The following is a 19,035-nucleotide window of genomic DNA, read 5'->3' as shown; positions in this document are numbered from 1 at the left end:
TCACGGGGTGGACGGGCTCAGACCTGCAGGTCGTCGTCCTCGACGTCGGTGATGCCGTCGAGGTCCTCGAGCTCCTCGGGACGGTCGCCGGCGTGCATGACCGCGTCGGCCGGGTCGTCGCCGACGGGGTCGGACAGGTCGTCGTCGACGCCGTCCTGGGCGCTGTCCGCCTCGACGTGCATCGCCGCCTCCTCGGCGGACGCGCCGGCGCCGTCGATGCCGACGTCCTCGCCGACGGCGTCCTTCTCCGCGTCGCCGCGCACGCCCTCGTCGGGCGCGACGAGGCGGCCGCTGCGCGCGCCGCCGTCGCCGAGGAAGTCGTCGCGCGCGTCGATCGAGTCGGGGTCGTCCCCGCCGACGCGGTCCTCGTCGGGGCGGTCGAGGCCGCTCTCGTTGTCGGGGGCGCCGTACGCGGAGTCGGGGTCGGGGACCTCCTGCTTGATCCGCTGCTCGATGGTCTCGTCCTGGGACTGCTCCCAGGCCGTCGTCCCCCAGGCGTCGACACCGCGCGGCTTCTCGGCGGGGGAGTACCCCTCGTCGAGCGCGTCCTCGACGCCGCGGTCGTCGAGCGTCTCCTCCGGCTGCAGCTGGTCCTCGTCGTCCAGGGAGTAGGAGCCGGTGTCGGTGTTCAGCTCTTCGCCGGCGTAGCTCTCGTCGCTCATACCGGCCACTCTGCCATCCGGCGGCGCGGCGGTCAGGCCTGGTCGGGGCCCGCCCCGACCAGCTGCTCGGCGGCGGCCAGCGCGACGCACGTGGCGACCCCGGCCATGGCCGTGCGCACCTCCGCCAGCCCCGGGAAGGTCGGGGCGAGCCGGATGTTGCGGTCGTGCGGGTCCCGGCCGTGCGGGAACGCCGACCCGGCCGGGGTGAGCGCGATACCCGCCTCCTTGGCCAGCCGCACCACCCGGGTCGCCGTGCCGTCGAGGACGTCGAGGTTGACGAAGTAGCCGCCGGTCGGGCGGGTCCACGTCGCGATCCCGAGCCCGCCGAGCGCGGTGGTCAGCGCCTCGTCGACGGCGGCGAACTTCGGCGCGATGATCTCGCGGTGCCTGCGCATGTGCTCGAGCACGCCGTCGGGCGAGCCGAAGAACTCGACGTGCCGCAGGTGGTTGATCTTGTCCGGCCCGATCGAGGCCATGGCGCGGTGCCGGAGGAACCACGTCTTGTTGGCCACCGAGGTGGCGAGGACCGCGACGCCCGCGCCGGCGAAGGTGATCTTCGACGTCGACGCGAACATCACCGGCCGGTCGGGGTGGCCCGACGCCGAGGCGAGCGACAGCGCGTCGGCGCTCTTGGCCTCCTCCTCGGTGAGGTGGTGGAAGGCGTAGGCGTTGTCCCAGAACACCCGGAAGTCCGGCGCGGCCGTCGGCATCGACATCAGCCGGGCCGCGACCTCCTGGGAGCACACCGACCCGGTCGGGTTCGCGTAGGTCGGCACGATCCACATGCCCTTGATGCTCGGGTCGTCGGCGACGAGGGCCGCGACGGCCTCGGCGTCGGGGCCGTCCTCGCGCATGTCGACGGTGACCATCTCGATGCCGAGGTCGGCGAGCATCGTGAAGTGGCGGTCGTAGCCCGGCACCGGGCACACGAACTTCACCACCGGCTCGTCCTTCCACGGCCGCGGCGACTCCGGGGCCCCGTGCAGCAGCAGGTGGACGAGGGTGTCGTGCATCATCGTCAGGCTCGAGTTGCCGCCGCAGACGACCTGGGCGACCTCGACGCCGAGCAGGTCGGCGAAGATCTCGCGGAGCTCGGTGAGCCCCTCCAGCCCGCCGTAGTTGCGCACGTCGGCCCCCGACCGGTCCTTGGTCGTCGTGGGCAGGTGCAGCAGGGCGTCGCTGAGGTCGAGCTGCGCGCTGCTCGGCTTGCCGCGGGTGAGGTCGAGCGTGAGCCCCTCGGCCTGCAGGGCGGCGTACTCCTCCCGCTTGGCGGCGAGGAAGGCCTCCTGCTCCTCGCGGGCGAGGGAGGCGAGCGGGGCGGCGGTGGGCTGGGTCGTCGTCACGCCCCTCATCCTCCCACCGCGGGCGCGGGCGCCGGGCGGGCGTCCGGTCCGCGGTTCGCGTGCCCCCCGCCGGGTCACGTATGCTGTCCCCTCGGTGGTTGACGGCCGCCATGCTGCGGCATGCCCGGCGTCGTCACCCGTCCGGCTCCGGCCGGACGAAGGGCACTAGCTCAACTGGCAGAGCACCGGTCTCCAAAACCGGGGGTTGGGGGTTCGAGTCCCTCGTGCCCTGCGCACCGCGGCGGCCCGGCCGAGCACCGGACGGGCCCCGCACGGCAGCAGACAGCGACCAGAGCAAGGACGAGCCATCGTGACCGAGACGAGCGCGGACCACCGCGAGGCGGGTCGGGCCCAGCAGCGCGACCGGCGTCGGCAGGGCAACCCGGTCAGCCGTGCCTGGCGCTCGCTCGTGCTGTTCGTCAGCCAGATCATCGACGAGCTGCGCAAGGTCGTGCGGCCGACGGGTCCGGAGCTGCTCAACTACACGCTCGTCGTCATCGTGTTCGTCCTCGTGATCATGGGGATCGTGTCGGGCCTGGACTTCGTGTTCCACAAGCTCGCCCTCCTCGTCCTGGCGGGCTGACGCGGCCGTCCGGCTCCTCCCGTCCCACCTCGCAGACATCCGCAGGAAGTAGGTCCCACCCGTGTCCGACCAGGACCAGTACGACGTCACCGACGTGCCCGAGACCGCCGAGACGACCGTCCAGGACGCCGACGCGCAGGCCGCCGCGGCGTACGACGACCGGGAGCACGACCTCGACGAGCACCTCGACACCCCGGTCGACGCCGACGGCCACGCCGACGACGACGAGCACACCGACGACGACGAGCACACCGACGAGCACGCCGACGAGCTCGAGGGGGCCGACGGCCGCGAGGACGTCCGCGACCTCGACGACACCAGCGACGACGTCATCGTCGACCCGGTGGCCGAGTACAAGGCGCAGCTGCGCGCCCGCCCGGGCGACTGGTACGTCGTGCACTCCTACGCGGGCTACGAGAACCGGGTCAAGACCAACCTCGAGACCCGCATCGTGTCGCTGAACATGGAGGACTACATCTTCGAGATCGAGGTCCCCATGGAGGAGGTGACCGAGATCAAGAACGGCCAGAAGAAGCTCGTCCGCCGCGTCCGGATGCCCGGTTACGTCCTCGTGCGGATGGACCTCACCGACGAGTCGTGGGGCGCCGTGCGCCACACGCCGGGCGTCACCGGGTTCGTCGGCAACGCGCACCAGCCGGTGCCGCTGTCGCTCGACGAGGTCTTCACCATGCTGGCCCCCGAGTTCGAGACCCCCGAGGCGGCGGCCGCCGGCGGCGGCTCGACCGGCGGGGCCGCCCCGCGCGACGTCACCGTCGTCGACTTCGAGGTCGGCGAGTCGGTCACCGTCATGGAGGGCCCCTTCGAGACGCTCCCGGCGACGATCTCCGAGATCAACCCGGACACGCAGAAGCTCAAGGTCCTCGTCTCCATCTTCGGCCGGGAGACCCCGGTCGAGCTGTCGTTCGGCCAGGTCGCCAAGATCTGAGCCGCACCGGCGCCGCCCGACGACCGTCGGGCGGCAGGCAACCGGGTCATCGCCCCTCGGCGTCGGCCCACCCCGAGAAGGAAGCAGGCACACCATGCCCCCGAAGAAGCGCGTCTCCGGCTTCATCAAGCTGCAGATCAACGCCGGAGCGGCCACCCCCGCCCCGCCCGTCGGCCCGGCCCTCGGCCAGCACGGCGTCAACATCATGGAGTTCGTCAAGGCGTACAACGCCGCGACGGAGTCCCAGCGCGGCAACGTCATCCCGGTGGAGATCACGGTCTACGAGGACCGGTCCTTCACCTTCGTCACCAAGACCCCGCCGGCCGCCGAGCTGATCAAGAAGGCCGCCGGCGTCGGCAAGGGCAGCGCCGAGCCGCACAAGACCAAGGTCGCCAAGCTCACGGCCGACCAGGTCCGCGAGATCGCGCAGCAGAAGATGGAGGACCTCAACGCCAACGACGTCGAGGCCGCCGCCAAGATCATCGCCGGCACCGCCCGGTCGATGGGCATCACCACCGAGGGCATCTGACCCGAGGCGTCAGCCCCGAGGCACCCGCCTCACCAGTGGGAGGGTCGCGCTGGCCCGCACCACGACTCCACCTGAAGAAGGAGCAGCACATGAAGCGCAGCAAGTCCTACCGCGCCGCCGCCGAGAAGATCGACGCCGGCCGGGCGTACTCCCCGCTCGAGGCCGTCCGCCTCGCCAAGGAGACGACGAGCACGAAGTACGACGCCACCGTCGAGGTCGCGTTCCGCCTGGGCGTCGACCCGCGCAAGGCCGACCAGATGGTCCGCGGCACGGTCAACCTGCCGAACGGCACGGGCAAGACCGCCCGCGTCCTCGTCTTCGCCGCGGGCGACCGCGCCGAGGCCGCCCGTGAGGCCGGCGCCGACCACGTCGGTTCCGACGACATGCTGGAGAAGGTGTCGGGCGGCTGGCTCGACTTCGACGCCGTCGTCGCGACGCCGGACATGATGGGCAAGGTCGGCCGGCTCGGCAAGGTCCTCGGCCCGCGCGGCCTCATGCCGAACCCGAAGACGGGCACGGTGACGATGGACGTGGCCAAGGCCGTCACGGACATCAAGGGCGGCAAGATCGAGTTCCGCACCGACAAGCACGCGAACCTGCACTTCATCATCGGCAAGGCCTCGTTCGACGAGAAGCAGCTGGTGGAGAACTACGGCGCGGCGCTCGAGGAGATCCTGCGTCTCAAGCCGTCGTCCTCGAAGGGCGCCTACATCGAGAAGGCGACCATGACGACGACGATGGGCCCGGGCATCCCGCTCGACTTCCGTCGCACGCGCAACCTGCTCGCCGAGGACGAGGCGACCGCCTGACGGTCCACCTCGCCGGTACGACGCGCCCGGGTCCCCTCAGGGGTCCGGGCGCGTCGCCGTGAGGGGCCGGGACGCACGGCAGCCCGGTGGCGCCTGGGTGGGGGGACCGGCGCCCCCGGGCTGCAGGTGTCGCCTCCGGTGGGCGGGGGAGCGCCGAAGGTCGAGGCCGCACCGGTGGGGGAGACCGGGTCGGCCGGCGGGGGCCCCGTACGGGGACCGTCCGCGGGGAGCGGGGTGGGGGGTGTTCGACGTCTCCGACGCTAGTCCCGCCACCCGCGGGTCCGCGGGGCGATTCGTCCGGGATCGTCCGAACGGTCGATGAGAACCGGCCGGACGTTCCCCGAACGGTGCGCCGCCCCCGCCCGCGAGGGTGGGGGAACGGGGCCCCGACCCGTACGGTCGAGGCGGCCGACCCGACCGGGAGCGGCCGCGGCGACCTCAGGGGGACCCATCATGCGCACGCCCACCCGACCCGCCCTCGCGGCGCTCGCCCTCGGCGGGGCGCTCGCGCTCGGCGCCTGCAGCAGCGGGACCACGACGTCCGCGGCCGTCTCGAGCAGCGCCACCTCGTCGTCCTCCAGCGCGTCCACCTCCGCGGCGACGACCTCCTCGGCGACGACCTCGTCGACCGCGGACGCCGGCTCGACCGGCTCCTCGGGCGCCGCGCCCGCCGCCGGGAGCACCGTGCCGGGCGCGACCTTCGGGACGCGGATGGTCTCCGCGCTGGAGAAGGCGAAGAGCGGCAGGGCGACGATGACGATCACGCGGGGCAGCGCGAAGACCGCCCTGACGATGGAGTTCGCCGTCGGCCCGGGTGGCGCGATGCAGGCGCACGCCACCCTCGGCGGCGGCGCGGCCGGCGCCACGGGGACCGAGGTCGTCGTGGTCGACGGGGCGTCGTACGTCAAGCTGCCGAAGGCGGTGGGCGGCAAGACCTGGGTCAAGCTCCCCACCGGTGGCGCCTCGGTGGCCCCGGACCCCACCGCGATCGCGAAGTCCTTCTCCACGGCCGAGGTCGTCTACGTCGGTGAGGAGAACGCGCTGCGGCACTACACGATCACCACCAGCGGGGTCGGGGCCGGCACCGTGCAGGCCTACCTCGACGCGCAGGGGAGGCCGGCGAGGTTCACCGGCCAGGTCGCCGGCAGCACCCTCGACGCGACGTACTCCGACTGGGGCGCCCCGGTCACCGTGACCGCGCCGCCGGCCTCGCAGGTGACGACCTCGCTCGGCTCCCTCGGCTCGCTCGGCTCGACGGGCGCGATGGGCTGACCGCCCGCCGCCGTCCGGGCGGCGGGCCCCGTTTTGACCCGGGGGGCCCGTCGCCCGTAGGCTGTGGACGACCAATGACCGCCGGTCGCCGGGCCCGAGAGGGACCGGCCGAAGGTCCCGCGATGCGGGCGTCCAGCGCAGGCCGTCACGACTCCTTCGTCCGGGCTCCGCCCGTGTCGACTCCGAGCCCCGTGCGCCCTGCGCCGGGGCTCTCCTCGTGGGCCCGGGGCCCGCCGCGGTCGACACCGACACGGAAGGAGGCGAGATGGCCACCGCTTCGAAGAACGCCGCCATCGCCGAGCTCACCGAGAGCTTCCGCACCTCGGGTGCGGCCGTGCTGACGGAGTACCGCGGTCTGACCGTCAAGCAGCTCACGCAGCTGCGGTCGTCCCTCCGGGAGCACGCCACGTACGCCGTGGTGAAGAACACCCTCACCCAGCGCGCGGCCACCGAGGCCGGCGTGACCGCCTTCGACGAGCAGCTGACCGGTCCCTCGGCCATCGCGTTCGTCAGCGGCGACCCGGTCGAGGCGGCGAAGACGCTCCGCGACTTCGCCAAGGCCAACCCGCTGCTCGTCATCAAGGGCGGCGTGCTGGACGGCAAGCCCCTCACGGCGGCCGACATCACCAAGCTCGCGGACCTCGAGTCCCGCGAGGTCCTGCTCGCCAAGCTGGCCGGCGCCATGAACGCCTCGCTCAGCAAGGCGGTCTACCTCTTCGCCGCCCCCCTCTCGCAGACCGCGCGCGTCGTCGCCGCCCTGCGCGACAAGGTCGACGCCGAGGGCCCGCAGGACACCGCGGCTCCGCAGGACGCCGCACCGCAGGACGCGGAGTCGCAGGACTCCGCCCCCCAGGACGTCGCCGAGGGTGGCGACAACTGACCGGAGGCCACCCGGCCCCCGGTCGCACCACCGCACCCGCGCCACTCTCAGGTACGAGTAGGCATTGACAGGAAGGAACGCCACCATGGCGAAGCTCAGCACCGACGAGCTCCTTGACGCCTTCAAGGAGATGACCCTGATCGAGCTCTCCGAGTTCGTCAAGCAGTTCGAGGACACCTTCGGCGTCACCGCCGCCGCCCCGGTCGCCGTCGCGGCCGCCGGCGGCGCCGCCGCCGCCGTCGAGGAGGTCGAGGAGCAGGACGAGTTCGACGTCGTCCTCGAGGCCGCCGGCGACAAGAAGATCCAGGTCATCAAGGAGGTCCGCGCGCTCACCAGCCTCGGCCTCAAGGAGGCCAAGGACCTCGTCGACGGCGCCCCCAAGCCCGTCCTCGAGAAGGTCGACAAGGCCGCGGCCGAGAAGGCCAAGGAGCAGCTCGAGGGCGCCGGCGCCACCGTCACCCTCAAGTGACCCGCCCCGGGGCCTCGCCCCGGGACGCTCACTCCTCGCACGCCCCGTCCGGGTCCCCCGGGCGGGGCGTGCGTGCGTCCGTGGCCGATCCGTCACCGATCCGTCACCCGCCCGGCACGACCCGTAACCTCCGCCCACCGGGCTCGTTGGACCCGACGCAACCCGCCGTGCCACCTCACGGGCACGCGGACGGTACGTCGTCGCGGTCCGCCGCCGACCCCCGCCGGACACCCTCTCCGGCGGCCGGTGGCCCCTCGACGGGAACGGTGGGACGGACATGGGTGTCGAGGTCACGGTCGAAGGGCTCACGAAGCACTTCGGCTCCCAGGCGATCTGGCGCGACGTCTCGCTGACGCTGCCCGCCGGCGAGATCAGCGTGATGCTCGGCCCCTCGGGCACCGGCAAGTCGGTCTTCCTCAAGACCCTCGTGGGACTGCTCAAGCCCGACCAGGGGTCGATCTGGATCCAGGGCCAGGACCTGACGACGCTGCGCGAGCGCCAGCTGTACGAGGTCCGCAAGCTCTTCGGCGTCCTCTTCCAGGACGGCGCGCTCTTCGGGTCGATGAACCTCTTCGACAACATCGCCTTCCCGCTGCGCGAGCACACCAAGAAGCCCGAGTCGCAGGTGCGCGACATCGTCATGGAGAAGATCGAGCTCGTCGGCCTCCAGGGCGCCGAGGGCAAGCTGCCCGGTGAGATCTCCGGGGGGATGCGCAAGCGCGCCGGGCTCGCCCGCGCCCTCGTCCTCGACCCGGAGATCCTCCTCATCGACGAGCCGGACTCGGGCCTGGACCCCGTCCGCACGAGCTACATCAACCAGCTCTTCATCGACCTCAACGCGCAGATCGACGCGACGTTCCTCATCGTCACCCACGACATCAACACCGCCCGGACCGTCCCGGACAACATCGGCCTGCTCTACCACAAGCACCTCGCCATGTTCGGGCCGCGCGAGATGCTGCTGTCGTCCGAGGAGCCCGTCGTGCGCCAGTTCCTCAACGCGCAGACCGTCGGCCCGATCGGCATGTCCGAGGAGAAGGACGCGACCGAGCTCGCGGCCGAGTCGGGGATGGAGCTGCCGCCGCTGCCGCCCATCGCGCTCCAGCTCGGCACGAGCGACGGCCGTCCGCGCCAGGGGGAGAAGGAGCCCGGCGCCTGGTGCCGGGAGAACGGCGTTACGCCGCCCCCCGGGTCGTTCGCCTCCTCGCACGCCGGGGTCCCCGGCGTGAGCCGGGCCACGGGGACCGCGCCCGAGCCCGTGGGGGCGTGATGGGCAACCCCGTCGAGGGCGCCCTGCGCCAGACCGGCTCGCTCTTCGCCCTCTTCCTCGACGTCCTGCGCGCGCTGCCGCGCCGGCCGTTCCAGACGCGCGAGCTCATCCAGCAGTCGTGGTTCATCGCCAGCGTGACGATCCTGCCGACGGCGCTCGTCTCCATCCCGTTCGGTGCGGTGATCGCGCTGCAGCTCGGCACGCTCACCCGGCAGCTCGGCGCACAGTCGTTCACCGGTGCCGCCAGCGTCCTCGCCGTCATCCGCGAGGCCTCGCCGATCGTCACGGCGCTGCTCATCGCCGGCGCCGGCGGCTCGGCCATCTGCGCCGACCTCGGCTCGCGCAAGATCCGCGAGGAGATCGACGCGATGGAGGTGCTCGGCATCAGCCCCATCCAGCGCCTCGTCGTCCCCCGGGTGATCGCCGCCATGCTCGTCTCGGTCCTGCTCAACGGCCTCGTCTCCGTCGTCGGGGTCGTCGGCGGGTACGTCTTCAACGTCGTCATCCAGGGCGGGACGCCCGGGGCCTACATCGCCTCCTTCACCGCGCTGGCCCAGACCGCCGACCTGTGGGTGGGCGAGATCAAGGCCCTGCTCTTCGGGGCGATCGCCGCCGTCGTCGCGTCGTACAAGGGGCTGACCGCGGGTGGCGGCCCCAAGGGCGTCGGCGACGCGGTCAACCAGAGCGTCGTCATCACCTTCATGCTGCTCTTCGTCGTCAACTTCGTCGCCACGGCCGTGTACTTCCAGGTCGTCCCCCAGAAGATCTGACGCCGTGACCACCGACACCGACACCGCCGGGCGCCTCGACGCGCTGCGCCGCACCGCGGCCGCGCGACGAGTCCTGGCCACCGCCGCCCGCCCGGGCCGGGCCCTCGACGCGCTCGGCGAGCAGATGCGCTTCTACGTCACCTCGCTCGGCTGGGCCCCGCGCACCCTGCGCCGCTACCGCAAGGAGGTGGTCCGCCTCCTCGCGGAGGTCTCGCTCGGGACAGGCGCGCTCTCGGTCATCGGCGGCACGGTCGGCGTCATCGCGTTCCTCGCCTTCTTCACCGGCACCGAGGTCGGTCTGCAGGGCTACTCCTCGCTCGACCAGCTCGGCACCGGCGCCTTCACCGGCTTCATCTCGGCCTACCTCAACACCCGCGAGATCGCCCCGCTGGTCGCCGGGCTCGCGCTCGCCGCCACGGTCGGCTGCGGCTTCACCGCGCAGCTCGGCGCCATGCGGATCTCCGAGGAGGTCGACGCGCTCGAGGTCATGGGCATCCCGTCGCTGCCGTTCCTCGTGACGACCCGGATGATCGCCGGCTTCGTCGCCGTCATCCCGCTCTACGTGCTGGGCCTGCTGTCGTCGTACGGCGCCACGCGCTTCATCACGACGCAGTACTTCGGGCAGTCCGAGGGGACCTACGACCACTACTTCCACCTGTTCCTGCCGCCGATCGACGTCTTCTGGTCGTTCGTCAAGGTCATGGTGTTCGCGGTCGTCATCATCCTCATCCACTGCTACTACGGCTACACCGCGTCCGGTGGCCCGGCCGGGGTGGGCGTCGCGGTCGGCAAGGCCGTGCGCACCTCGATCGTCGCCATCAACCTCGTCGACTTCTTCTTCAGCCTCGCCGTGTGGGGCGCGACGACGACCGTGCGGATCGCCGGATGACGGCCACCACCGGCCGGCGCGGCGTCCTCACCGCCCTCGGCACCCGTGCGTACGGCGTCGCGTTCCTCGTGCTGGTCGCCGTCCTCGTCGGCCTGTCGATCGCCGCCTTCCAGCAGCGCTTCACGCCCGTCGTGGCGGTCACCCTGCTGACCGACAAGGTCGGCACGCAGCTGCAGGTCGGCTCCGACGTCAAGGTCCGCGGTCTCGTCGTCGGCCAGGTCCGTGACATCGAGGTCACGGGGGCGCCGCGCACCGGCCGGGTCGACGGCGCCCGGCTGTCCCTCGCGCTGGACCCGGCGTTCGTGGGTCAGGTGCCGGCGGACGTGTCGGCGCGGCTGCTGCCGAAGACGTTGTTCGGGGAGCGGTTCGTCGACCTGGTGCCGCCGGCGGGGGTGGTCGTGGGCGGGAAGGACGCGGCGGGGCGCAGCGTGCGGGCGTTGGCGGCGGGGGACGTGATTCCGCAGGACCGGTCGAGCGCGGCGATCGAGCTGGAGAAGGTGTTCGACGACCTGCTGCCGCTGCTGCGCACGGTGCAGCCGCAGAAGCTGGCGTCGGTGCTGGGCGCGATCGCGTCGACGCTGGAGGGGCGCGGCACGCAGATCGGGAAGACCCTCGTGGTGGCGGACACGTACTTCCGAGGGTTGAACCCGTCGGTGCCGACGCTGCAGGCGGACATCTCGGGGTTGGCGGACCTGGCCAGCGAGTACGCGGGGCTGGCGCCGGACCTGCTGCGCGGGGTGCGGGCGATCCTCATCCCGAACGCGACGGTGGTGCAGGAGCAGGACACGCTGGCGGGGTTCCTCGCGGGGACGGCGGGGTTCGCGAACACGGCGACGGCGTTCCTGTCGGCCAACAGCGACCGGATCATCCAGGTCGGCCGGGTCCAGCGCCCCACCCTCGCCGTGCTGGCCAGGTACTCGCCCGAGTACCCCTGCCTCGCGACCGCGCTGACCAACTGGGTCCCCCGCGTCGAGAAGGTGTTCTCCGGGGCGTCGTTCCACATCACGATGGAGCTCGTCCCGCCGCGCCCGGCCTACCGGCCGGGGGAGGAGCCGGCCTGGGGCGAGGACCGCGGCCCCAGCTGCGAGGGCCTCCCGAGCTCCTCCGGCAGCCAGGCGGACCCCAAGCCGGGCGTGCACTTCTCGGACGGCACGAAGCCGGCGGACGGGGGAGCGGCCTCGGCCGTCCCGGCTGCCCTCACCGGCCTCACCGCCGCCGTCAGCCCGGACTCCGGCCTGGCCGGCACCGCCGCCGAGCAGCAGGTCGTCGCCGCCCTGCTGGCCAGCGGCGACGTCACGCCGGCTCCCTCGGCCATCCAGACCCTGCTGGCCGGCCCGACGCTGCGCGGCGGCAGCGTGAGCACGACCGGCCCGACCGCCCCCACCCGGCAGGAGGTGGCCCGATGAGGACCTGGCCCTCGCTGGTCAAGCTCGTCGCCTTCGCGGCGGTGACCGGCGTCGCGTTCTCCGTCCTCGCGGCGACGATCGCCAACGTCGGCACCGGCGACCGCTCGACCTACCGGGCGGTCTTCACCGACGTCACCGGTCTCGCCGTCGGGCAGGACGTGCGGATCGCCGGCGTGCGGGTGGGCGAGGTCGACGAGATCACGGTCAACACCGACCGCACGACGGCCCTGGTGACGTTCGCCGTGGCCACGACGAGCGCCCTGACCCGCAGCACCGACGCGACGATCAAGTACCGCAACCTCGTCGGCGAGCGCTACATCGCGCTGACCCAGGGCACGGGCTCGACCGCGGTGCTCCCGCCGGGCTCGACCATCCCCGTCGACCGCACCCAGCCGGCCCTCGACCTCACGCTGCTCTTCAACGGGTTCAAGCCGCTGTTCGCCTCGCTGTCGCCGAAGGACGTCAACGAGCTGTCCGGGCTGGTCATCCAGACCCTGCAGGGCGAAGGCGGCGGGATCGACGACCTGCTGGGCAAGACCGCCTCGCTCACCTCCACCCTCGCCGACCGCGACGCGGTCATCGGCCGGACCATCGACAACCTCACGACCGTCCTCGGCACGGTCGACGCCCACGACGACGCGTTCAAGGCGCTCATCGACCAGCTCCAGCGCTTCATCTCCGGCCTCTCGGCCGACCGGAAGACCATCGGGGACTCGCTGGACGACATCAACTCGCTGACCCGGTCCACGGCCGACCTGCTGCAGACCGCGCGCCCCGACGTCAAGAACGACGTGGCCCGGCTGCGCTCGCTGGCGGGCAACCTCAACAAGCCGCAGAACACCAAGACGTTCGAGACGTTCCTCTCCGGCAGCGCCAAGAAGATCACCACGATCACCCGCACGGCGACGTACGGCTCGTGGTTCAACTTCTACCTCTGCCGTTTCGACACCAAGGCCCCGATCCTGCCGAACACCCCGCTCAGCTACGACGTCGGCGGAGCGAGGTGCACCCCGTGATCCCCTTCCGCGAGCGCAACCCCGTCCCCATCGGCCTCGTCGGTCTGCTCGTCATCGGGATCATCCTCGTGCTGGCCTTCAACGCGCAGTCGCTGCCCTTCATCGGCGGCGGGACGACCTACCACGCCGACTTCAGCGAGGCCGGCGGCCTCAAGCCCGACGACGACGTCCGGCTCGCCGGCGTCAAGGTCGGCAAGGTCACCGACATCTCCCTCGACGGCGCCCAGGTCGAGGTCGACTTCACCGTCACCGACGCCCGCGCGACCTTCGGCTCGCAGACCGGGGCGTCGATCCGCATCCAGACCCTGCTCGGCCAGAAGTACCTCTCGCTCGAGCCCAAGGGCTCGGACACCATGCCCGCCGGCGCGACCATCCCGCGCACCCGCACCGTGTCGGCGTACGACGTCGTGGACGCCTTCGGCGACCTCGCGACGACGACGGAGCAGATCGACGTGAACCAGCTCTCGACGTCGCTCAACACCCTGGCCACCGAGTTCCGGAACACCCCGGCCAACGTCAAGGCCGCGCTGTCCGGCCTCAGCCGGCTGTCCGAGACGGTGGCCTCGCGCGACGAGAAGCTGCGCGACCTGCTCGCCGCGGCAAACAACGTCAGCGGCACGGTCGCCTCGCGCAACGCCGTCTTCGAGCAGCTGATCAAGGACGCCGACCTGCTGCTGCAGGAGCTCGACGCGCGCCGGGAGGCGATCCACACGCTCTTCACCAACACGTCGGCCTTCGCCCAGCAGGTGACCGGGCTCGTCCAGGACAACCGGGCCCAGCTCAAGCCCGCCCTGGACCAGCTCAACCAGGTGCTCGCGGTGCTGCGCGAGCACGACCAGGACCTCAGCAACACGCTGCAGGCGATGGCGCCGTTCTACCGGGTCTTCGCCAGCACGCTGGGGACCGGCCGCTGGTTCGACGTCTACGTCGCGAACCTCACCAGCCCGCTGCCGAACGTGGGAGGCTGACGATGGCCCGACCGACCCTGCCCTCGCCGCCCGCCGTGCCGGCCGTGCTGCGCCGCCCGCGCGTCCCCGGCCTCGGCTCCACCGCCACCCGCGTGGTCGCCGTGCTCGTCGTCGTCGCCCTCGCCGCCGGCGTCTACGCCTTCTGGCCGAAGCACGGCGAGACGACGCTCACCGCCCAGTTCACACGCGCGGTCGGGCTCTACCCGGGCTCCGACGTCCGCATCCTCGGCGTCGCCGTCGGCAAGGTCACGATGGTCGTGCCCGCCGGCGACCGCGTCGACGTCACGTTCCAGGTCGACGACACCGTCCCGGTGCCCGCGTCGGCCGAGGCCGCCATCGTCGCCCCGTCGCTGGTCAGCGACCGCTACGTCCAGCTGCTGCCGGCGTGGACCACCGGCCCGCGGATCGCCGACGGGGCGACCATCCCGCTGGACCGCACGGCCGTGCCCGTCGAGCTCGACCGGATCTCGCAGAGCCTCGACGACCTGCTCGTCGCGCTCGGCCCGAACGGCGCGAACAAGGAGGGCTCGCTCTCGCGGCTGCTGCAGACCTCGGCGGCCAACCTCGGCGGGCAGGGTCAGAACCTGCACGACACGACCCACGACCTCAGCCTCGCCCTGCAGACGCTCTCCGGGGGTCGCGACGACTTCTTCGCGACGGTGAAGAACCTGCAGTCCTTCACGACGTTGCTCGCCCGGAACGACCAGCAGGTGCGCGACCTCAACGCCAACCTCGCCACCGTCTCCCAGCAGCTCGAGGGGGAGCGCGGCGACCTCGGCAGCGCCCTGGCCAACCTCGCCACCGCGCTCACCGAGATCTCGACCTTCGTGCAGGACAACCGCACCGTGCTCAAGAGCGACCTCGCACAGCTCACCAGGACGACGTCGACGATCGTCAAGAACCGCGACGCGCTGGCCGAGACCCTCGAGGACGCGCCGGTCGCGCTGTCGAACCTGCAGAACGCGTACCACCCGGAGACGGGCACCCTCGACACCCGGAACAACACGCCGCAGCTGACGGACCCGCGGCTGCTGCTGTGCGGCGTGCTCAGCCACCTGCCCCAGGGCGGCGCCGCGTGCACGCAGCTGTTCGACCTGCTCAAGACCCTCCCGATCCTCGGCCAGCTGCCGATCCCGGGCATCGGGCTGCCGTCCGCCGTCCCGTCCGCGCTCACCACCGCCGCGCCGACGACGTCGCCGACGGCGGTGCCCGCCGGCGACGCGCTCGTCCACGTCCGCGGCGCCGACCCGACCCTCGGTGGGCTGCTGGGAGGGGACCGATGAGCCGCCGTACGGCGCCCCGCGCGGTCGTCCTCGCCTGCCTCGCCTCGCTGCTCACGCTGGCCGGGTGCACGAGCGCGTACGACCTGCCGCTGCCCGGCGGCGCGGCCAACTCGGGCCCGGTCTTCCGGATCACCGCGGAGTTCGAGGACGTCCTCGACCTCGTCCCGCAGTCGTCGGTCAAGGTCGACGACGTCACCGTCGGCTCGGTCGAGAGGATCGAGGTGCGCGGCTGGGTGGCCCGGGTGACGATGCGGCTGCCGGCGTCGCTCAAGCTCCCCGACAACGCCACGGCCGAGCTGCGCCAGACCTCGCTGCTTGGCGAGAAGTTCGTCCAGCTCGCGCCGCCCGCCACCGGCGCGACCGGCACGCTGTCCGACGGAGACGACATCCCGCTGGCCCGGACCACGCGCAACCCGGAGGTCGAGGAGGTCCTCGGGGCGCTCTCGCTGCTGCTCAACGGCGGCGGCGTCGGTCAGCTGAAGATCATCGAGACCGAGCTGAACGACGCGCTGCGCGGCAACTCCGGCGCGATCCGCGACCTCGTCACCCAGCTGAACACCTTCGTGGGCGGGCTGGACCAGCAGAAGTCCGAGATCGTGCGGGCCATCGACAACATCGACAAGCTGAGCGGCACCCTCGCGGCGCAGAAGGACCTCATCGGGCAGGCGCTGGACCAGATCCCGGTCGGCCTCAAGATCCTCGCCGACCAGCGCGAGCAGCTGACCCGGCTGCTCAAGGCGCTGTCCGACCTCGGCGCCGTCGGCACCAAGGTCATCGCGGCGTCCAAGGACGACCTCGAGGCCAACCTGCGCTCGCTCGGCCCGATCCTCGGCCAGCTCGCCGCGGCCGGCGACGACCTGCCGACGTCGCTGCAGCTCTTCCTCACCTACCCGTTCCCCGACCAGGCGCTCCAGGTCATCAAGGGCGACTACGTCAACCTGCACCTCAGCCTCGACGCGAACCTGGGCGACGTCCTGGGCAACCTGTCCACGGGCCTCGGCAAGCCGACCGGCACCGGTCTGCCGCAGCTACCCGGCCTGCCGACGCTGCCGGGGGTCCCGGGAGCGCCCACGGTCCCGACCCTCCCGTCGACCGGCTCGGCGGGGTCGTCCGTGCCCTCTTGGGCCACGCTGTTCCCGACGGGAGGCGCCCGATGATCCTGCGCACCGTGAAGATCCAGCTCGCCGTCTTCGCCCTCATCACGCTGCTGACGGTCTCGATCCTCTCGGCCCGGTTCGTCGGGCTCACCGACGCCATCGAGGGCGGCCGCTTCCGGGTGACCGCCCACTTCGCCGCGTCCGGCGGGATCTTCGTCGGCAGCGAGGTCACCTACCGCGGGGTCACCGTCGGCAAGGTCACCGACCTGGAGCTGACCGAGGACGGGGTCGACGTCGTCGCCACCCTCGACAAGGGCACCGAGGTCCCGCGGGCCACGCTCGCCGTCGTCGAGAACCGCTCGGCGGTGGGAGAGCAGTACCTGGACCTGCAGCCGTCGGTCTCGACCGGACCCTTCCTCGCCGACGGCGACGGGATCGCCCGGGCCTCCACGCGCACCCCGCTGCCCGTCCAGGACCTGCTCCAGCACGCCGACACGACCGTCTCCTCGGTCCCGAAGGACGACCTCGTCACCACGGTCGACGAGCTGGGCACGGCCTTCTCCGACGGCGGCGCCGCCGACCTGCAGCGGCTGCTCGACTCGGCCACCACCTTCACCGCGTCGGCGCAGGCCGCGCTGCCGCAGACGGTCGAGCTCATCGACGACGGCCGGATCGTCCTGGACACCCAGCGGGCGACGTCCGGCCAGGTCACCGTCACGGTGAGGAACGTCGCCGACCTGGCCCAGACCCTGCAGCAGCACGACGGCGACCTGCGCATGGTCCTCGACCGCGGGGTGCTCGCCTCGCAGCAGCTCAACGGGCTGATCAAGGAGAACCAGTCCTCGCTGAGCCAGCTGTTCGCCAACCTCATCACCGTCGGCAACGTCACGACGACCCGGCTGGGCGGCATCACGCAGCTGCTCGTCACCTACCCCGACGTCGTCGCCGGCGGCTACACCGTCGTGCCGGGCGACGACACGGCCCACTTCGGCTTCGTCCTCAACGCCGACGACCCGCCCGCCTGCACCCGCGGCTACGAGGGCACGACGAAGGACCCCACGTACTCGACCGACCCGGGCACGCCGACCAACACCACCGCCGGCTGCCGCCTGCCGCGCGGGTCGGCGAGCGACGTCCGGGGCGCGCAGAACGCCCCCCGCCCCCCGAGCGACCAGGCGGGGTCGTCGTACCCCATCGCGCTCGGGACGCAGCCGGTGCCGCTCGGCACCACCGCGGTCGTCGGCGACCAGCCGCTGACCGTGCAGACCCCCCTCGCGCCGCCCGGGGCCACCGGCGCCGACGCCTGGACCTGGATGATGGAGGAGGCCGCTCGATGACCACGACGACCGACCGCCGACCGGCGGTGACGCGCGACCGGCAGCAGCCGGAGCCGACGCCCCCCGACGCGACCGGACCCGACGCGACCGGACCCGGCGCGGGCGGGCGCCGCCGGGGTCCGCTGCTGCTGTGGACCCTCGCCGCCGCCCTCCTGCTCGTCGCCGCGGGGCTGGCGTGGAAGGTCGCCTGGCCCGCCCACCAGCTCGAGCAGCAGCGCGCGAGCGACGCCGCCGCGCTCGCGGCCGGCCGGGCCATGGCCGTGAACTACTCGACCCTCGACTACCAGCGGTTCGACGCCTACCAGCAGCGCGTCCTCGACGGCTCGACCGGCTCGTTCCACGACCAGTGGGCGACGGAGAGCAGCCGGCTGAAGTCGCTCGTCACCGGCAACAAGGCGACGAGCACGCCGACCCGCACCGAGGCGGCGCTCGTCAGCGCCGACGCCGACTCGGCCGAGGTCCTCGTCGGCGTCGTCGCGAGCACGACCAACACCGCCGCCCCCGACGGGGTGACCAAGACCTACCGGATGGACCTCAAGCTGTCGAAGGTCTCCGGCCGATGGAAGGTGACCGACCTTGCCTACGTCAGCTGACCGCCCCGTCCGCCGCGTCGCCGGCCAGCGCGCCCGCGAGCGCGCCGTGGACGCCACCACCGCGCCCCCGGCGGTCGCGCCCGCGCGCCGCCCCCGGCTCGGGCTGCGCCGGGCCGCCAGCACCGAGGGCGGGCAGCGGGAGCGCCCCGCCGCGCCGGTCGGGGTGACGGCCCCCACCGCCGCCGTACGGCGCCCCGCCCGCACCCCGTGGGCGGCGCTCACCGCCGTCGTCGTCGCCCTCGTCCTGCTGGCGACGGTGCTGGTCTGGACCCGCAACCGTCCCGCGCTGGCCTCGCGCGCGGACCGGGTCGCGGCCGCGGGCGCCGCCTCGACCACCCTGGAGCAGCTGCTGAGCTACAGCTACGGCTCGTTCGACGACCACGTCGCCCAGGTCGAGCCGCAGCTCGCCGAGCCGTTCAAGGGGCAGTACGCGAGCGCCGCGGGCGGCAGTCTCAAGGCGCTGGCCCAGCAGAACCGGACCGTCGTCCAGGCGCGGGTGCTGAGCACCGGCGTCATGGACACGACGTCGAGCACGGTGCGGGTCCTGGCCTTCGTCAACCAGGCGACGACGACCGCGGCCCAGCCGGACCCGCAGATCGACCAGAACCGCGTCGTCGCGACGATGACCAGGGGCCCCGGGGGCCGCTGGCTGGTCTCGGACCTGCAGGCCTTCTGAGCCACCGGTCCGCCGGGGAACCCGAGCACGGGCGCGTCGTCCCTTGACGACGCGCCCGTTGTGCGTCACGCTCATCCGGTGCTCGACGGGCTCGTCGGGGTGCTGGCGCGATCCGCGCCCACCGACGGGCTTGACTCGACTGGACATGCATGCCCAAGGGGGGTACGCTATCGCTTTGCGCTGCCCTTGTCCTGTGCCCACTCCTCCAGCCGAGCGCTTGCGGTGACGATCCGGTCC

Annotated in this window: 20 protein-coding genes and 1 tRNA gene; 19 read left to right on the top strand and 2 right to left on the bottom strand. The window is 72.5% G+C overall.

The genetic code is table 11. The annotated features are described in order from the left end of the window. Positions 1–17 precede the first annotated feature (17 nt). Together FB458_RS02890 and FB458_RS02885 are read right to left on the bottom strand one after the other, a co-directional pair. The gene (locus FB458_RS02890) at positions 18–662 is read right to left on the bottom strand and encodes a DUF5709 domain-containing protein (RefSeq protein WP_246061029.1); all 645 of its coding nucleotides are present in this window, start codon (positions 660–662) and stop codon (positions 18–20) included. A 32-nt stretch (positions 663–694) separates the two neighbouring features. Beyond that, on the bottom strand, positions 695–2,005 hold the full coding sequence (locus tag FB458_RS02885; protein WP_246061028.1) for an aspartate aminotransferase type Ic: 1,311 nt from the start codon (positions 2,003–2,005) through the stop codon (positions 695–697). Positions 2,006–2,164: 159 nt separating this feature from the next. Between FB458_RS02885 and FB458_RS02880 the strand changes: the two genes are divergently transcribed. The 19 genes from FB458_RS02880 (at position 2,165) to FB458_RS02790 (ending at position 18,798) form a co-directional block, all read left to right on the top strand. Beyond that, a tRNA-Trp gene (locus tag FB458_RS02880) sits at positions 2,165–2,237 on the top strand. A 78-nt stretch (positions 2,238–2,315) separates the two neighbouring features. Next, on the top strand, positions 2,316–2,588 hold the full coding sequence (secE, locus tag FB458_RS02875; protein ID WP_141846613.1) for a preprotein translocase subunit SecE: 273 nt from the start codon (positions 2,316–2,318) through the stop codon (positions 2,586–2,588). Positions 2,589–2,649: 61 nt separating this feature from the next. Further along, positions 2,650–3,534 (top strand): transcription termination/antitermination protein NusG, encoded by an 885-nt coding sequence (gene nusG / locus FB458_RS02870; protein WP_141846611.1) that lies wholly within the window; start codon positions 2,650–2,652, stop codon positions 3,532–3,534. Between the two features lie 94 nt (positions 3,535–3,628). Next, positions 3,629–4,063 (top strand): 50S ribosomal protein L11, encoded by a 435-nt coding sequence (gene rplK / locus FB458_RS02865; protein WP_141846609.1) that lies wholly within the window; start codon positions 3,629–3,631, stop codon positions 4,061–4,063. Between the two features lie 89 nt (positions 4,064–4,152). After that, positions 4,153–4,872, top strand: coding sequence for a 50S ribosomal protein L1 (gene rplA, locus FB458_RS02860; protein WP_141846607.1), 720 nt, complete (start codon positions 4,153–4,155; stop codon positions 4,870–4,872). Between the two features lie 453 nt (positions 4,873–5,325). Further along, complete coding sequence (locus tag FB458_RS02855; protein WP_141846605.1) at positions 5,326–6,144, top strand: hypothetical protein; 819 nt, start codon at positions 5,326–5,328, stop codon at positions 6,142–6,144. Positions 6,145–6,409: 265 nt separating this feature from the next. Further along, positions 6,410–7,024 carry a 50S ribosomal protein L10 gene (gene rplJ / locus FB458_RS02850; protein WP_141846603.1) on the top strand — a complete coding sequence of 205 codons (615 nt, stop codon included), beginning with the start codon at positions 6,410–6,412 and terminating at the stop codon, positions 7,022–7,024. An 85-nt stretch (positions 7,025–7,109) separates the two neighbouring features. After that, positions 7,110–7,493 (top strand): 50S ribosomal protein L7/L12, encoded by a 384-nt coding sequence (gene rplL, locus FB458_RS02845; RefSeq protein WP_141846601.1) that lies wholly within the window; start codon positions 7,110–7,112, stop codon positions 7,491–7,493. Between the two features lie 277 nt (positions 7,494–7,770). Beyond that, positions 7,771–8,763, top strand: a complete 993-nt coding sequence (locus FB458_RS02840) for an ABC transporter ATP-binding protein (RefSeq protein WP_141846599.1) — start codon at positions 7,771–7,773, stop codon at positions 8,761–8,763. Continuing rightward, positions 8,763–9,533 (top strand): MlaE family ABC transporter permease, encoded by a 771-nt coding sequence (locus tag FB458_RS02835; RefSeq protein WP_141850286.1) that lies wholly within the window; start codon positions 8,763–8,765, stop codon positions 9,531–9,533. Before FB458_RS02840 ends, FB458_RS02835 begins: the two co-directional genes overlap by 1 nt. Positions 9,534–9,537: 4 nt before the next feature. Further along, positions 9,538–10,422, top strand: coding sequence for an MlaE family ABC transporter permease (locus tag FB458_RS02830; protein WP_246061027.1), 885 nt, complete (start codon positions 9,538–9,540; stop codon positions 10,420–10,422). Then, positions 10,419–11,828, top strand: a complete 1,410-nt coding sequence (locus FB458_RS02825; protein WP_141846597.1) for an MCE family protein — start codon at positions 10,419–10,421, stop codon at positions 11,826–11,828. Before FB458_RS02830 ends, FB458_RS02825 begins: the two co-directional genes overlap by 4 nt. After that, positions 11,825–12,844: an MCE family protein gene (locus tag FB458_RS02820; protein ID WP_141846595.1), complete on the top strand. Its 1,020-nt coding sequence runs from the start codon at positions 11,825–11,827 to the stop codon at positions 12,842–12,844. The genes FB458_RS02825 and FB458_RS02820 overlap by 4 nt, the downstream gene beginning before the upstream one ends. Further along, complete coding sequence (locus tag FB458_RS02815) at positions 12,841–13,812, top strand: MCE family protein (protein WP_141846593.1); 972 nt, start codon at positions 12,841–12,843, stop codon at positions 13,810–13,812. Before FB458_RS02820 ends, FB458_RS02815 begins: the two co-directional genes overlap by 4 nt. A gap of 2 nt (positions 13,813–13,814) precedes the next feature. Continuing rightward, the gene (locus tag FB458_RS02810) at positions 13,815–15,095 is read left to right on the top strand and encodes an MCE family protein (protein WP_141846591.1); all 1,281 of its coding nucleotides are present in this window, start codon (positions 13,815–13,817) and stop codon (positions 15,093–15,095) included. After that, positions 15,092–16,252, top strand: a complete 1,161-nt coding sequence (locus FB458_RS02805) for an MCE family protein (protein WP_141846589.1) — start codon at positions 15,092–15,094, stop codon at positions 16,250–16,252. Before FB458_RS02810 ends, FB458_RS02805 begins: the two co-directional genes overlap by 4 nt. After that, positions 16,249–17,529 (top strand): MCE family protein, encoded by a 1,281-nt coding sequence (locus FB458_RS02800; protein ID WP_141846587.1) that lies wholly within the window; start codon positions 16,249–16,251, stop codon positions 17,527–17,529. Before FB458_RS02805 ends, FB458_RS02800 begins: the two co-directional genes overlap by 4 nt. Continuing rightward, on the top strand, positions 17,526–18,122 hold the full coding sequence (locus tag FB458_RS02795) for a hypothetical protein (protein WP_141846586.1): 597 nt from the start codon (positions 17,526–17,528) through the stop codon (positions 18,120–18,122). The genes FB458_RS02800 and FB458_RS02795 overlap by 4 nt, the downstream gene beginning before the upstream one ends. Then, positions 18,106–18,798 (top strand): hypothetical protein, encoded by a 693-nt coding sequence (locus FB458_RS02790; protein WP_141846585.1) that lies wholly within the window; start codon positions 18,106–18,108, stop codon positions 18,796–18,798. The genes FB458_RS02795 and FB458_RS02790 overlap by 17 nt, the downstream gene beginning before the upstream one ends. The last annotated feature ends 237 nt before the right edge of the window (positions 18,799–19,035 follow it).

The sequence above is a fragment of the Lapillicoccus jejuensis genome (genome assembly GCF_006715055.1).
GTDB classification, from domain to species: domain Bacteria; phylum Actinomycetota; class Actinomycetes; order Actinomycetales; family Dermatophilaceae; genus Lapillicoccus; species Lapillicoccus jejuensis.
Note: the sequence above shows the minus strand (reverse complement) of the source record. Positions and strands in the feature narration are given on the sequence as shown.

Excerpts from the sequence above, each read along its gene's own strand:
- FB458_RS02890 (WP_246061029.1), bottom strand. The coding sequence starts at position 662 with ATGAGCGACGAGAGCTACGCCGGCGAAGAGCTGAACACCGACACCGGC.
- rplK (WP_141846609.1), top strand. The coding sequence starts at position 3,629 with ATGCCCCCGAAGAAGCGCGTCTCCGGCTTCATCAAGCTGCAGATCAAC.
- rplA (WP_141846607.1), top strand. The coding sequence starts at position 4,153 with ATGAAGCGCAGCAAGTCCTACCGCGCCGCCGCCGAGAAGATCGACGCC.
- FB458_RS02855 (WP_141846605.1), top strand. The coding sequence starts at position 5,326 with ATGCGCACGCCCACCCGACCCGCCCTCGCGGCGCTCGCCCTCGGCGGG.
- rplJ (WP_141846603.1), top strand. The coding sequence starts at position 6,410 with ATGGCCACCGCTTCGAAGAACGCCGCCATCGCCGAGCTCACCGAGAGC.
- rplL (WP_141846601.1), top strand. The coding sequence starts at position 7,110 with ATGGCGAAGCTCAGCACCGACGAGCTCCTTGACGCCTTCAAGGAGATG.
- FB458_RS02840 (WP_141846599.1), top strand. The coding sequence starts at position 7,771 with ATGGGTGTCGAGGTCACGGTCGAAGGGCTCACGAAGCACTTCGGCTCC.
- FB458_RS02835 (WP_141850286.1), top strand. The coding sequence starts at position 8,763 with ATGGGCAACCCCGTCGAGGGCGCCCTGCGCCAGACCGGCTCGCTCTTC.
- FB458_RS02825 (WP_141846597.1), top strand. The coding sequence starts at position 10,419 with ATGACGGCCACCACCGGCCGGCGCGGCGTCCTCACCGCCCTCGGCACC.
- FB458_RS02820 (WP_141846595.1), top strand. The coding sequence starts at position 11,825 with ATGAGGACCTGGCCCTCGCTGGTCAAGCTCGTCGCCTTCGCGGCGGTG.
- FB458_RS02810 (WP_141846591.1), top strand. The coding sequence starts at position 13,815 with ATGGCCCGACCGACCCTGCCCTCGCCGCCCGCCGTGCCGGCCGTGCTG.
- FB458_RS02805 (WP_141846589.1), top strand. The coding sequence starts at position 15,092 with ATGAGCCGCCGTACGGCGCCCCGCGCGGTCGTCCTCGCCTGCCTCGCC.
- FB458_RS02800 (WP_141846587.1), top strand. The coding sequence starts at position 16,249 with ATGATCCTGCGCACCGTGAAGATCCAGCTCGCCGTCTTCGCCCTCATC.
- FB458_RS02795 (WP_141846586.1), top strand. The coding sequence starts at position 17,526 with ATGACCACGACGACCGACCGCCGACCGGCGGTGACGCGCGACCGGCAG.